Raw genomic sequence first — 12,627 nt, 5'->3', positions numbered from 1 at the left:
GTGTTTGACCCTTTATTAGTGATTGTTAAACTACAAAAACATAATTATTACGATAATACAGTAGAGACTTTAATAAAACAAGAAATCACGGTAGAATATTGCAATTAAAGCTTATCATTAAAAATATGAAAGATAGCCATTATCAAATAAACTACTCCATATATGCTAAACAAAAAAGAGAGCTCTTAGACTATAAAATAACCTTAGCCAAGCTGAAGGAGATCTCTACACTTATATACGATGAACCTCATACTTTTATATGCAATTTCTCTTTTTTTGAAGAAAAAAACTATCCTTGTATTAAATATAGTATAAAAGGAATAATTAAACTAATTTGTCAAAACACTCTTGAACCATTTGATTATAAATTTGATGTTTCAAATAGCATAATAATCGTTGATGATGATAGACTCGCAACCGATAGCTTAAATGAACCTTTTATATGTAAAGATTCTGTTATCGACTTGCGTGACATTCTTAAAGAAGAAATCATATTAGATCTGCCTTTAGTACCAAAAAAAGATTCTAACACTTGTAAAAAAGTAAAAAAACATTCATACTATAGCGAACAAGAAAATGTTACAAAAGAAAAAGAGAATCCTTTTGAGATTCTAAAAATTTTAAAACAACATTAAATTTCAATAATAAATAAATATAAAAGAGGTTATCTAAAATGGCTGTACAACAGGTTAAAAAGAGCAGATCAAGAAGAGACATGAGAAGATCTCACGATTCTTTAACAACTCCTACTTTATCTACTGATAAGTCAACAGGCGAACTACATTTAAGGCATCATGTATCTCCCAATGGCTTTTACAAAGGCAAAAAAGTTGTAAATACAAAATCTGAAGACTAATATTTCGCAAATTACTTCGTAACCCGTTTATTAGAGAGTATATTTTAATAAGCACGACTAATTATCTATATAGGAAATTTTATTTATCATGAGTTATAAAATATCTATAGATGCTATGGGTGGTGATAATGGTTTAAATACCACAATCCCTGCAGCTCTTGAGGCAGTAAAGAAAGATTCTAATTTACAGATCGTACTTGTTGGTGATCATCACAAAGTTAAAAGAGCTTTAGACAGATACTCAAAGGTAAAGAAAATAAAATTACCAGTTCTACAAAGAGTAGCTATCCATCATGCCAGCGAGACTGTTGCCATGGATGAATCTCCTTCAATTGCTGTCAGAAAGAAAAAAGACTCTTCAATGCGTGTTGCTATCAACCTTGTTAAAGATGGCACAGTTGATGCTTGCGTTAGTGCTGGAAATACAGGCGCCCTAATGGCTACATCAAAATTTGTACTTAAAACTATAAATGGTGTTGATCGCCCTGCTATTGTATATGCCCTACCTGCTTACAATAGAGAAACTAGACAGTTAAGCAAAACTTATATGCTTGATCTTGGTGCAAACGTTGTCTGCTCTTCAGAGCAACTTTTTCAGTTTGCAATAATGGGATCAATATTAGCAGCTAGCTCAAAAGGTACTGCTGAACCTAGAGTTTCTCTACTTAATATTGGTGAAGAAGAGATGAAAGGTTTAGATAATATCAAAAACGCCTCTAAATTACTTCAAGGTTGTGACTTCATCAACTACCAGGGCTATATTGAAGGAAAGTACATATTTGATGACACTACAGACGTTATTGTTTGTGATGGATTTGTTGGTAACGTGTCTTTAAAAACTATGGAAGGTAGCTTGAGACTTATTGAATCATTAATAAAAAAATCAATGAGAGAAACATCTTGGCTTATGAAACTTCCTTTAATGATGGCTCTACCATTTTTCAAAAAAATGAAAACTGGTATGAATTTAGATAGCTTCAATGGTGCTTCATTACTAGGTCTAACAGGAATTGTTGTAAAAAGTCATGGAAGCGCAAGTGCAAATGCTTTCGAGACAGCTATCTACGAAGCAATCAAGGAAATCAAATATAATATTCCTAAAACAATTCAAGAATCTTTAGAAAAAGTTCTTTAATCCATTTATTCATGATACAATAATTTTTGAATCATAAGCTTTCAACTGTTGGCTTAAGGTGTTTTTTTGTTATTAATCTAACTAAAATGGGTATAACTATATAATGTTTGCACAAATACTAGGTACAGGAAGTTATTTGCCTGAAAAAATCTTAACTAACGAAGATATCAGTAAATTTGTAGATACTTCAGATGAATGGATAAGACAAAGAGTCGGAATAGAAAGACGACATTGCGCTAGCGAAATAGAAACAACTAGTTATATGGCTACTGAAGCAGCAAAAAGAGCTCTCAAAGCTGCCAACTTAAGTGCTGATGATATTGACACTATTATAGTTGCAACAAGTACCGCTGATTTCATAATGCCTTCTACAGCATCTACTGTTCACCATAATTTAGAAATAAAAGATTTCAAAGTTCGCTGCTTTGATATTTCAGCTGCTTGTAGCGGATTTGTTTATGCTCTTGATATCGCAAAACAATACATAGAAAGCTCTAATTCAAAAAATATATTAGTAATTGGTGCAGAGAAAATGACACGTGTTTTAGACTGGAGCGACCGCTCTACTTGCGTGCTTTTTGGTGATGGTGCTGGTGCTGTAGTAGTTTCTGCAAGCCAAGAAAAGAAAATTTTATCATCATTATTATTTACAGATGGCTCTTGCCTAGAAATGCTTAATGTGCCAAATAATCTTCCGAGTGGTATAGGTAGGGCTATTGACATTGATCCATATATAATTATGGAAGGTAACAAAGTTTTCAAATTTGCTGTTTCAAGACTTTCGTCTCTAGCTGATGAACTAATAAAAGAAGCAGGCATAAAAGCTAGCGATATTGACTGGCTAGTTCCACATCAAGCCAATTATAGAATATTAAATTCAACAGCTAAAAAAATAGATATGCCTATGTCTAAAGTTATTACAACCTTACAAGACCAAGGCAATACTTCAGCGGCATCTATTCCTTTAGCGTTAGATTACGCCATAAAAAATAATCAAATTAAACCCGGAGATACGATAATTTCCGAAGCATTCGGTGCTGGATTTGTCTGGGGTGGGTTTATCGCAAAAATATAATCTAGCATACAATTATTTTTATTTAACAAGGAGATTTTACTATGTCAAAAATAGCTATAGTTTTTCCAGGTCAAGGTTCACAGAAGTTAGGAATGCTTCAGGACTACTATGAAAATTTTGAAACCTTCAAAAAGACTATTGATGAAGCAAAAGAACATCTTGGCTACGATCTTTGGAATATCATCCAAAATGATGAAAGCACTTTAAATAAAACTGAATTTACACAACCTGCTCTACTAGCTACAAGTTATGCTATCTTTAGAGTTTTAAAAGAATCTAAACCTGATCTTAACATAGAATACTTTGCAGGTCATAGTTTGGGTGAGTATACAGCCCTTCTCGCAGCTGGATGCATTTCATATAAAGATGCTCTACAGCTTGTATCTACACGAGGCAAATTAATGCAAAGTGCTGTAACTGATAAAGATTGTGCTATGAGTGCTATATTAGGTCTTTCAAATGAAGATGTAGTTCAAGCATGTCAAGAAGCTTCTGATGCTGGAATAGTAGAGGCTGCTAACTTTAATTCAACTGGTCAAGTAGTTATCTCAGGAGAAAAAGTAGCAGTAGAAAAAGCAAATACAATAGCTAAAGAAAAAGGTGCTAAACGCGCTCAAATTTTAGCTGTCAGCGTCCCATCTCATTGCTCTTTAATGAAAGATGCTGCTGATAAGTTTGAAGCAGAATTAAATAAGGTTGAGTTCAAAGAACCATCAACTGCAGTTGTACAAAATTTTGATGCAAAATCTCATAATAATCCATCAGAAATAAAGGCAGCTGTAATTAAACAATTGTATAAACCAGTATTATGGACACAGTCTATAGAAGAGCTTGTTAAACTTGGAGTTAATGAAGTTATTGAATGTGGACCTAATAAGGTACTATGTGGGCTTATAAAGAGAATAGATAAGTCATTAACTATTAAAGATACAAACACAGTAGAAAGTTTAGAAAACATTTAAATAGGAGATATAAATGTCTTTAAATGAAAAAATTGTATTAGTAACAGGCGCTAGTCGAGGAATTGGTTTTGAAGTTGCAAACACTCTAGCAAGTAAAGGTGCTACAGTTATAGGAACAGCTACAACTCAAGCGTCCGCTGAAAAATTTGAAAAATCCATGTCTGATCAAGGTTACAATGCTAAGGGCATGGTTTTAAATATTTCTGACGCAGATAGTATTAAAGATTTTTTTGCTCAAATAAAAGAAGAAAATCTAGCTATAGATATATTAGTAAATAATGCTGGCATTACTCGTGATAATTTAATGATGAGAATGTCTGAAGATGAGTGGAATGCTGTTATAAATACCAATCTTAGCTCTATCTTTCGTATGACAAAAGAATGTATACGCGGAATGATGAAAAAAAGATGGGGAAGAATTATCTCTATAGGGTCTGTTGTCGCCTCTGCAGGTAACCCAGGCCAAACAAACTATTGTGCAGCTAAAGCTGGAGTAATTGGTTTTTCAAAATCACTAGCTTATGAAGTTGCTAGTAGAAATATAACTGTTAACGTTGTGGCTCCTGGATTTATAGCAACAGATATGACTGATAAGCTGACAGATGAGCAGAAATCATTTATTGCAACAAAAATACCATCGGGTCAAATGGGAGCTCCTAAAGATATAGCTGCTACTGTCGCTTTCTTAGCTTCGGAAGATGCAAGATATATTACAGGACAAACACTTCATGTCAATGGTGGCATGTATATGGCTTAATTTTTGGAAAATTATTGCAAAAATGAATAAAAAATAATATTATAAGAAATAAATGTAAGATTTTAATTTTTAAAACAAAAATAAGAAGGAAAAAAACATGAGCGCAAATGAAGTATATGCTAAAGTAAACTCTATCATTGTTGAGCAACTAGGTGTAAAAGAAGAAGATCTTAAACCAGAAGCGTCTTTCATTGATGATTTAGGTGCAGACTCTCTAGATACAGTTGAATTAGTTATGGCTCTAGAAGAAGAATTTGATACTGAGATCCCTGATGAAGACGCAGAGAAAATCAGAACTGTTAAAGATGTTTACGACTATATCGATTCAAAAGTAAACTAATCAAAATTAATCTCAAAGTCAGTACGAGTTTTAATGTAAAATTCCGTGCTTTTTTCTAAAAGTATAAACAGGTTAATTTAAATTATGAAATCTAATCGTAGAGTAGTTGTTACTGGACTTGGGATGGTGACACCTTTAGGAAATGATGTTTCTACAACTTGGGCGAATATTCTAGCTGGTAAAAGTGGTGTAGAAACTATTACTGGTTTTGATACTCCAGCTCCAGATATTAGCGAGTTCAAAGTTAGGTTTGCAGCAAGAATTAAAGGTTTTGATGTAGATACATTTGTAGGAAAAAAAGATGCTAAAAGAGTAGATCCTTTCTGCTATTATGGTATCGCAGCGGCTAATGAAGCTCTAAAAGATGCTGGCATAGACAAAGTATCTGAAGAAGACTCTTATAAGTTTGGAGTTTGTGTTAGTTCTGGAATAGGCGGTATAGAAACTTTAGAAGCTACTAAAGCAACTATAGATAAAAAAGGACCATCTAAGATCTCTCCTTTTTGTATACCTTCGTCTATTATAAATATGCTTTCTGGAATTATCTCTATAAACCATGGTTTAAGAGGCCCTAATGTACCAATCGTTACAGCTTGTACTACAGGCACACATAATATCGGTATGGCAGCTAGATTAATTGCTAGTGGTGATGCTGATGCTATGCTTGCTGGTGGTTCTGAAAAAGCTAGTAATGCTATTGGAATGGGTGGTTTCGCAGCTGCTAGAGCATTATCTACTAGAAACGACGATCCTCAAGGCGCATCTCGTCCTTGGGATAGAGATAGAGATGGATTCGTTTTAGGTGATGGTGCTGGTGTTGTAGTACTAGAAGAATATGAAAAAGCTAAAGCTCGTGGCGCTAAAATATATGCTGAAGTTGTAGGTTTTGGTATGTCCGCTGATGGTTATCATATGACTATGCCATATGCTGCTGGACAAGAAAGATGTATACAGAATGCTCTTGCTGATGCTGGACTTGAAAATAATCCTGATGCTATTGACTATGTTAATGCTCATGGTACTTCAACTCCTTTAGGAGATGTTCAAGAAAGCCAAGTAGTAGAGAAAATGATAGGTCAATATAGAAAAGATCTTGTAATGAGCTCTACAAAGTCTATGACTGGACATTTACTTGGTGCTGCTGGTGCAATTGAGTCTATATTTAGTGTACTAGCGATAAAGGATCAAGTAGCTCCTCCTACTATCAACCTACAAAACTTAGATGATGGTTGTAATTTAGATTATGCAGCTAATGCTGCTAAGAAAATGAAAATTGATTATGTACTAAATAATTCATTTGGATTTGGTGGTACAAATGGTTCTGTAATTTTCAAAAAAATCTAAATATTCATTAATTACAGCTATTATTTATAAAAAGCCACCTATGTGGCTTTTTTTATACCCAGGAGAACAACATGCATATCCATATTATTGATTTACAATATTTAGTAGAAGAAAGTGAAGTAGCAAAAATTAGACCATCTCATAGAGATTTTTTAGATATTGGTTACAATAAAGGCATATTTCTAGCCTCAGGACCAAAGATACCTAAAACTGGAGGAGTCATATTAGCTTTAGGAAATATAGATGAGATTAAAGAATTTATTAAAAATGATCCATTTTATATAAACAATATTGCCAAATATAGTTTTAGTAGCTTTGATGCAGTAAAACATATTCCAGAGATTAAGATTTAAGATATCCATACATCATTTCTCTCTTTTTACCAAATCCCTTATCTTTTTTAATTTCAAACCCATTTTTCTGCAGTTGCTTTCTTACATAAGAACTAGCTGTAAAAGTTGCAAATGATGATTTGAAATTAGAGTATAAATGCATTTTTTCAAAAAAACTATCTGTCCACATTGAAATATTTTTGGCAGGTGCAAAACCGTCAAGAAACCAAGAGTCTACTTTAGAGAAAGTATATTTATCAATATTATTAATATCATCTATTATAAGTTTTAAAGTTATTCCCTTGAAATTAAAAATATTAAGACCTTCTTCAAGAGTATATTGATTTAATAACTCTTGACAACCTTCTAAATTATTAAAGCTTTTCAATACTCTTGAAATATCGTTTAATGTCATAGGATATTTTTCAAATGAAACAAATTCTAGATATGTATTTACTGGTGCAACTTTCTGCCAAAGATTCATTGTCAAAATAAAATTAAGACCACTTCCAAAACCAGTCTCACAAATACAAAATTTTTGATTAGGATTTAAAGAACTAAATTTAGATTCCAAAAGATTGTGATCTAAAAAATTATATCTACTCTCTTCTACTCCTGATTCACTAGAAAAATAAAAATCTCCAAAAAAATATGATTTAGGTGTATTTTCTTCCCAAACTACTTTTGCAAAATCCATGAAATATGACCTTATTTAAAATAGTAAAAACTTTTCTATAATAAAATAGCAGATAAGTATCTTGCTAAAAATAATTGCATATGCAAAAATAATGTTTTGATATCATCCGCATTTAAAATCGTAATGGAAAACACAGAAAATAATACAACAACTTTTAAAAATAAGCTATTAATAACCATAATCTGCTATCTTTGTTACTTTTATACTGCTAACGTTGTATTAGTAACAGGCTCAGTAATGCAGCCACTATCAGAATATTTTCACAATAATAATATAGGCTTCGCATTTACATTTATTAATGTAGCAATGTGGTTTGCAATATTAATAATTGGTTTTTTGATGACTAAATTTTCTATAAAGCTATTATTAATAGCCGCTGTTGCTATTGGCGTTATATCATCATTAATCACAAGTATAATCCCATCAATGTTTACGCTAAAAATACTTTTAACTAGTGTAGGCATTACTGGTGGACTATTTATGGCTATTGGTAGCTATATGATAGTTCGTATATATAATGATCATAAAGTAAGAGCTATGAATGTAATATTCACTGACTTTTTCTTTAGCTTTGGTGGAGCTTTAACACCTATTTTTGCAGCATATCTAATTACACAAAGCTTCCAATGGTACACCATATATTTGATCCTACAATTTACTGCTATTATTATACTTATACTTTCAGTATTTGCTGATTTCTCTATATTAAATAGACATAAATCAAACCAAGAAGCCAAATCAAACCTCAGCTTCTCCACATGGAATTTTAGCCTATATTGTATAGCTTTTGCGGCATTTTTATTCTTATTAGCTCAACTAACTATGACTAGTTATGCTCAAACTTACTTCCAAGAAATGCTAGGCTGGGGAACTATAGATGCTAATAAACCTTTATCATACTTTTGGATGGCACAATGTATTGGTTTATTTATAAGTCCTCTTATAACAAGAGTCGTTCCTTTAAAATATATTCTACCAACATTTATGCTTGTTGGATTAATTGCTTTATCATGCATTCTTTATATACCTAACATGGATATAGTATTAAAATCTGCAATAGTATTTGGATTATTCAACTGTTATATTTATGCTGGATTGTTAGCTTATGGAACTTTCCAAATAGAAAATGCTCCACCAACTTTAATTACAACTATACTACTTTTTGGTACAACAGGAACAGCTCTTTCAACAACTACAGGCGCATTTATCAATAAATACTTTGGTCTAACAAGTGTAATGCACGCTGTAGTAGCTTTCTATATATTATCTTTTATATTAGTAATATTAGCAGTTATATTCTCTAAAGAACAACAAAAAGCCATCTAATCAATTATTAGTTTTTTCAATAAGATATATAAATTATTTTAGTTATAAAACTCTATAAATATAATGTATAGTTAGACAAAATTATCAACAATTATAAATAAACATTATGAAAAATTACCTTACACAAAATATGATATTTGGTGTGCTTTTAGTAGCAGTCCTTGCTGGTATAGCATATTTTATTGCTAAAATTCCTACTGTAGCAAACCTTGGAATCAGCCCTCTTATTATAGGTATTATTTTAGGTATGGCTTTAACACATACTCCAGTGGCTAAAATAATTCATCAATGGAAAGAAGGTATTGTCTTTAGTGCCAAAAAAATACTTCGTTTTGCAATTATTTTTTATGGATTTAACTTAACCTTCCAACTTATAGCATCAGTTGGCTTAGCAGGACTATCTGTCTCTATAATAATGCTAGTTTCTACATTAATTATTGGCATAATTTTAGGTACTAGGGTTTTTGGCTTAGATAGAGATAGTTCTATCTTAGTAGCTGCTGGTAGTGCTGTATGTGGAGCAGCAGCTGTACTAGCTACCGAAGGTACTTTAAAGTCTGAACCATATAAAGCAGCTATGGCCGTAGGTACAGTTGTATTATTTGGTACCGCTGCAATGTTTCTATACCCTATTCTTATGAAAGCTGGGCTGTTAGGTCATATGAGTGATTCACAATATGGCATATTTGCTGGCGGTTCTATTCATGAAGTTGCTCAAGTTGTAGCTGCTGGTAGTGGTGTTAGTGCTCATGCTGAAGAGGTTGCTGTAACTGTAAAAATGATTCGCGTAATGATGTTAGCTCCAATGCTAATTATCATAGGAATATGGTTAGCCAAATCTGCAGCTACTGCTACTGGAAAAATTGGAACTAAACCAGAAAAAGGATCTATCAAAAAAATAATCCCATGGTTTGCTATAGGATTTATTATTGTGGCTGGATTTAACTCTTTAGATCTTCTACCTGTAGCTACTGTAAGCAGTATTAGAGTAGCTGACCAGTTTCTATTAGCTATGGCAATGACAGCTCTAGGGTTAGAAACTCATGTATCTAAGTTTATCCAAGCAGGGATAAAGCCTCTAGTATTAGCTCTAATACTATTTGCATGGCTATTCTTTGGTGGTATAGCTATCACTTATGGAATAACTAGCATAATCTAACATCTTATTTAACTAAAGCTATCCTATTTTGATACTAAATAATGTATCATATAAAAAAATAATTATTATATAAAAAATTCCTACCATGAAACCTATTCTAAATGTTGTAACCACCATTGCAAGAAAAGCTGGAAAAATAATCCTACAAGCGCAAAATGATCCTAGTACTATAAAAGTATCAAAAAAACCTGATAACTCTATAGTATCAAATGTTGATCTAGCAGTAGAAAATTTTATCATTGATAATATCAAAAAAGCTGGCTTTAATGATTACTTTATAACTGAGGAAAATGGTAAGTTTGGTAATAAAGATAGTCGTTTCACTTGGATTATAGATCCAATTGATGGTACTAATAATTTTGTTCATGGTTTACCACATTGTTGTATATCAATTGGTGTAAAAAAAGATGATGATATAGTCCTTGGTGTTATCTATAATCCTTTCTTAGATTTAATGTTTTGTGCTTATAAAGGACAAGGTGCTCTTTTAAATGATAAAAAAATTCGCGTAGCACAAAATCAAGATTTAAAAGACACTCTTATTTCAGCATCACTTAAATACTCCCGTAGAATATTTAATGATAGCTATGTCGCTGAAATAATAAAATTACAACAAGTAATTTCAGGATATAGATACTCCGGCAGTATTGCCATGGATATGGCATATCTAGCAGCGGGATATATCGATGGCTTATGGGCTTGTGGCAATGTAAAAATCTGGGACTTAGCGGCTGGATATATTATTATGAAAGAAGCTGGTGCCATCGTTACAGATATTTATGGTACAAATAATATTAGTTCTGGATTAATAATTGCAGGTAATAAAAAAGTTCAACCAAAACTTATTAAGCTCTTAGCAAAACATATTAAGTCATAATGAATACTCGAGCTATAGTAGCTAAAGTTATTTTAGATATTCTAGATAAGAAATACTCTCTTCTAACTATTGAGCACAAGCTAGCAAATTTGCAAATTTCTGATCAAGATAAATCTTTTATCAAACTTCTTTGCTATGAGTTTTTTAGAAATTATTTTTCTTTAGAAAAAATTCTTAATATATACATTTCTGATAAGACTAAACAAAAAGTTAAAATATTAATAATGTTAGGAGTTTTACAAATTTTTGAAATTAACCAACCTCATTATGCAAGTATAAATGAAACTGTCTCTGCTTGTAAAAACTTAAAAATAATTTGGGCAAAAAAACTAGTTAATGGTGTACTTAGAAAAATTCTTAGAAATATCGAAAGTTTAACTAAGGAATATAATAACTATAAAAAATTTGATATGCCTGAATGGCTTAGCAATATTCTAAAGCAACAGTATCCCGATAATTATAAAGATATTATAGAAGCTAGTAACTCTAAAGCAGATATGTTTATTCGTTTAAATTGTTCCTCTAATAACAATAAAGTTCTAGACTACTTTACTAAAAACAATATTGATTATGAAATCCAAAATGAAATTAAGAATTGTATTAAGCTTAAAAGGCCAATCTCTGTAGAAAAAAATAACCTTTTTCAAAAAGGTTATTTTACGGTACAAGATTTATCGGCTCAATATGCAGGTTGGATAATTAATCCTCAAAATGAGGATAAAATTCTAGATGCCTGTGCTGCACCTGGTGGCAAGACTTCTCATATTTTGGAGCTAGCTCCTAAAGCAGATATTACAGCTATAGATATCTTAGATAGACGCTTAGCACTTCTTAAAGAAAGTCTAAATAGAATATCTCATAACAATAATGTAAATATTATCAAACAAGATCTAACAAAGACATTTACTGGCAAGTTTAATAAGATAATACTTGATGCTCCCTGCTCTGCTTTAGGTACGATAAAAAGAAACCCTGATATTAAAGTATTACGTGAACTAAATGACATAAATGAGATTACCAAGGTGCAGGCTCAGATTTTACAAAACATCTGGAATAATAACTTAGAAGATAGTGGTCTACTACTTTATGTAACCTGCTCTATATTAAAACAAGAAAACCAAAATCAGATAAAAACATTCTTAGCTCAAAACAATGATGCTAGCGTTATTGATATAAATATACTAGAAAAATACAAAACTGATTGCGGTTATCAAATACTACCTTGTATTGAAAAAGGAGATGGTTTTTATTACTGTTTACTTAAGAAGACTTCTTCTTAGCTGCTATTCTTTGAGCAGCTTCCTTTGGAGACATGGTCAACTTCAACCTATTTAGCTGATAGCCATTATTAAAAAATATATCTTCGATTCTATCTTCAATAGCAAAACCCAATGATGTATAAAATGCTAAAGTATCCATATCATTTGAATATACATAAGCTGTATCAATAGCATGCTTATCAAATAAATATCCAACTATACTTTCACTAATGCCTTTGCCAAAAAGCCTTGGATTTAGTGGTGTAAAAAGAAGCTCATTATCACGAATACTTGAAAACCCTACCATCTCACCATCTATTATCTGTACAAAAGACTTAACATTAGGATCTGTAAAATACTTTTCTTCAAGAGTTTCTACTTCTTTATTAATTTCATTTGTTGTAAGGAACTGACAAGTTTTTGATATGCACTCTTCCCATATAATTAGCATATCTTTATAATCTTTTGCTGTCGCCTTTCTTATTTGCATTTCAATCCTTTATATTAA

General features: G+C 31.7%; 15 protein-coding genes. 13 read left to right on the top strand and 2 right to left on the bottom strand.

From position 1 onward, the window contains the following. Positions 1-125: 125 nt before the first annotated feature. The 9 genes from R8535_RS00320 (at position 126) to R8535_RS00280 (ending at position 6,822) form a co-directional block, all read left to right on the top strand. Positions 126-635 (top strand): YceD family protein, encoded by a 510-nt coding sequence (locus tag R8535_RS00320; RefSeq protein WP_329495445.1) that lies wholly within the window; start codon positions 126-128, stop codon positions 633-635. A 38-nt stretch (positions 636-673) separates the two neighbouring features. Then, on the top strand, positions 674-856 hold the full coding sequence (gene rpmF, locus R8535_RS00315; RefSeq protein ID WP_329495443.1) for a 50S ribosomal protein L32: 183 nt from the start codon (positions 674-676) through the stop codon (positions 854-856). A gap of 88 nt (positions 857-944) precedes the next feature. Next, a complete protein-coding gene (gene plsX, locus R8535_RS00310; RefSeq protein ID WP_329495441.1) occupies positions 945-1,991 on the top strand; it encodes a phosphate acyltransferase PlsX in 1,047 nt (348 codons plus the stop codon). A 103-nt stretch (positions 1,992-2,094) separates the two neighbouring features. Further along, a complete protein-coding gene (locus tag R8535_RS00305; RefSeq protein WP_329495439.1) occupies positions 2,095-3,066 on the top strand; it encodes a beta-ketoacyl-ACP synthase III in 972 nt (323 codons plus the stop codon). Between the two features lie 41 nt (positions 3,067-3,107). Then, positions 3,108-4,028: an ACP S-malonyltransferase gene (fabD, locus tag R8535_RS00300; RefSeq protein WP_329495437.1), complete on the top strand. Its 921-nt coding sequence runs from the start codon at positions 3,108-3,110 to the stop codon at positions 4,026-4,028. 13 nt (positions 4,029-4,041) lie between these two features. After that, the gene (gene fabG, locus R8535_RS00295; RefSeq protein ID WP_329495435.1) at positions 4,042-4,785 is read left to right on the top strand and encodes a 3-oxoacyl-ACP reductase FabG; all 744 of its coding nucleotides are present in this window, start codon (positions 4,042-4,044) and stop codon (positions 4,783-4,785) included. A 97-nt stretch (positions 4,786-4,882) separates the two neighbouring features. Then, on the top strand, positions 4,883-5,125 hold the full coding sequence (acpP, locus tag R8535_RS00290; RefSeq protein WP_004287370.1) for an acyl carrier protein: 243 nt from the start codon (positions 4,883-4,885) through the stop codon (positions 5,123-5,125). 84 nt (positions 5,126-5,209) lie between these two features. Further along, positions 5,210-6,469 (top strand): beta-ketoacyl-ACP synthase II, encoded by a 1,260-nt coding sequence (fabF, locus tag R8535_RS00285; protein ID WP_329495433.1) that lies wholly within the window; start codon positions 5,210-5,212, stop codon positions 6,467-6,469. A gap of 71 nt (positions 6,470-6,540) precedes the next feature. Beyond that, the gene (locus R8535_RS00280; protein WP_329495431.1) at positions 6,541-6,822 is read left to right on the top strand and encodes a YciI family protein; all 282 of its coding nucleotides are present in this window, start codon (positions 6,541-6,543) and stop codon (positions 6,820-6,822) included. Here R8535_RS00280 and mnmD read toward each other — a convergent pair. Beyond that, positions 6,812-7,498 carry a tRNA (5-methylaminomethyl-2-thiouridine)(34)-methyltransferase MnmD gene (mnmD, locus tag R8535_RS00275; protein WP_329495429.1) on the bottom strand — a complete coding sequence of 229 codons (687 nt, stop codon included), beginning with the start codon at positions 7,496-7,498 and terminating at the stop codon, positions 6,812-6,814. The two genes, R8535_RS00280 and mnmD, sit on opposite strands and share 11 nt — an antisense overlap. 123 nt (positions 7,499-7,621) lie before the next feature. Between mnmD and tsgA the strand changes: the two genes are divergently transcribed. The 4 genes from tsgA to rsmB all read left to right on the top strand — a co-directional run bounded on the left by tsgA (position 7,622) and on the right by rsmB (position 12,140). Then, positions 7,622-8,824 (top strand): MFS transporter TsgA, encoded by a 1,203-nt coding sequence (tsgA, locus tag R8535_RS00270; protein WP_329495427.1) that lies wholly within the window; start codon positions 7,622-7,624, stop codon positions 8,822-8,824. Positions 8,825-8,930: 106 nt separating this feature from the next. Beyond that, the gene (locus R8535_RS00265; protein WP_329495425.1) at positions 8,931-9,983 is read left to right on the top strand and encodes a YeiH family protein; all 1,053 of its coding nucleotides are present in this window, start codon (positions 8,931-8,933) and stop codon (positions 9,981-9,983) included. 85 nt (positions 9,984-10,068) lie between these two features. Continuing rightward, a complete protein-coding gene (locus R8535_RS00260) occupies positions 10,069-10,860 on the top strand; it encodes an inositol monophosphatase family protein (RefSeq protein ID WP_329495424.1) in 792 nt (263 codons plus the stop codon). Beyond that, a complete protein-coding gene (gene rsmB / locus R8535_RS00255; RefSeq protein ID WP_329495423.1) occupies positions 10,860-12,140 on the top strand; it encodes a 16S rRNA (cytosine(967)-C(5))-methyltransferase RsmB in 1,281 nt (426 codons plus the stop codon). The genes R8535_RS00260 and rsmB overlap by 1 nt, the downstream gene beginning before the upstream one ends. Here rsmB and R8535_RS00250 read toward each other — a convergent pair. Then, entirely contained in the window at positions 12,121-12,609 is a 489-nt protein-coding gene (locus R8535_RS00250) for a GNAT family N-acetyltransferase (RefSeq protein WP_329495421.1), read from the bottom strand. The two genes, rsmB and R8535_RS00250, sit on opposite strands and share 20 nt — an antisense overlap. Positions 12,610-12,627: the final 18 nt, after the last annotated feature.

It is taken from the genome of Francisella sp. 19S2-4, from assembly GCF_036281795.1.
In the GTDB taxonomy this organism is placed as follows: domain Bacteria; phylum Pseudomonadota; class Gammaproteobacteria; order Francisellales; family Francisellaceae; genus Francisella.
This window is presented reverse-complemented; position numbering and strand designations above follow the sequence as displayed.

Excerpts from the sequence above, each read along its gene's own strand:
- acpP (WP_004287370.1), top strand. The coding sequence starts at position 4,883 with ATGAGCGCAAATGAAGTATATGCTAAAGTAAACTCTATCATTGTTGAG.
- R8535_RS00260 (WP_329495424.1), top strand. The coding sequence starts at position 10,069 with ATGAAACCTATTCTAAATGTTGTAACCACCATTGCAAGAAAAGCTGGA.
- fabD (WP_329495437.1), top strand. The coding sequence starts at position 3,108 with ATGTCAAAAATAGCTATAGTTTTTCCAGGTCAAGGTTCACAGAAGTTA.
- R8535_RS00280 (WP_329495431.1), top strand. The coding sequence starts at position 6,541 with ATGCATATCCATATTATTGATTTACAATATTTAGTAGAAGAAAGTGAA.
- R8535_RS00305 (WP_329495439.1), top strand. The coding sequence starts at position 2,095 with ATGTTTGCACAAATACTAGGTACAGGAAGTTATTTGCCTGAAAAAATC.
- plsX (WP_329495441.1), top strand. The coding sequence starts at position 945 with ATGAGTTATAAAATATCTATAGATGCTATGGGTGGTGATAATGGTTTA.
- R8535_RS00265 (WP_329495425.1), top strand. The coding sequence starts at position 8,931 with ATGAAAAATTACCTTACACAAAATATGATATTTGGTGTGCTTTTAGTA.
- mnmD (WP_329495429.1), bottom strand. The coding sequence starts at position 7,498 with ATGGATTTTGCAAAAGTAGTTTGGGAAGAAAATACACCTAAATCATAT.
- fabG (WP_329495435.1), top strand. The coding sequence starts at position 4,042 with ATGTCTTTAAATGAAAAAATTGTATTAGTAACAGGCGCTAGTCGAGGA.
- rsmB (WP_329495423.1), top strand. The coding sequence starts at position 10,860 with ATGAATACTCGAGCTATAGTAGCTAAAGTTATTTTAGATATTCTAGAT.
- R8535_RS00320 (WP_329495445.1), top strand. The coding sequence starts at position 126 with ATGAAAGATAGCCATTATCAAATAAACTACTCCATATATGCTAAACAA.
- rpmF (WP_329495443.1), top strand. The coding sequence starts at position 674 with ATGGCTGTACAACAGGTTAAAAAGAGCAGATCAAGAAGAGACATGAGA.
- R8535_RS00250 (WP_329495421.1), bottom strand. The coding sequence starts at position 12,609 with ATGCAAATAAGAAAGGCGACAGCAAAAGATTATAAAGATATGCTAATT.
- tsgA (WP_329495427.1), top strand. The coding sequence starts at position 7,622 with ATGGAAAACACAGAAAATAATACAACAACTTTTAAAAATAAGCTATTA.
- fabF (WP_329495433.1), top strand. The coding sequence starts at position 5,210 with ATGAAATCTAATCGTAGAGTAGTTGTTACTGGACTTGGGATGGTGACA.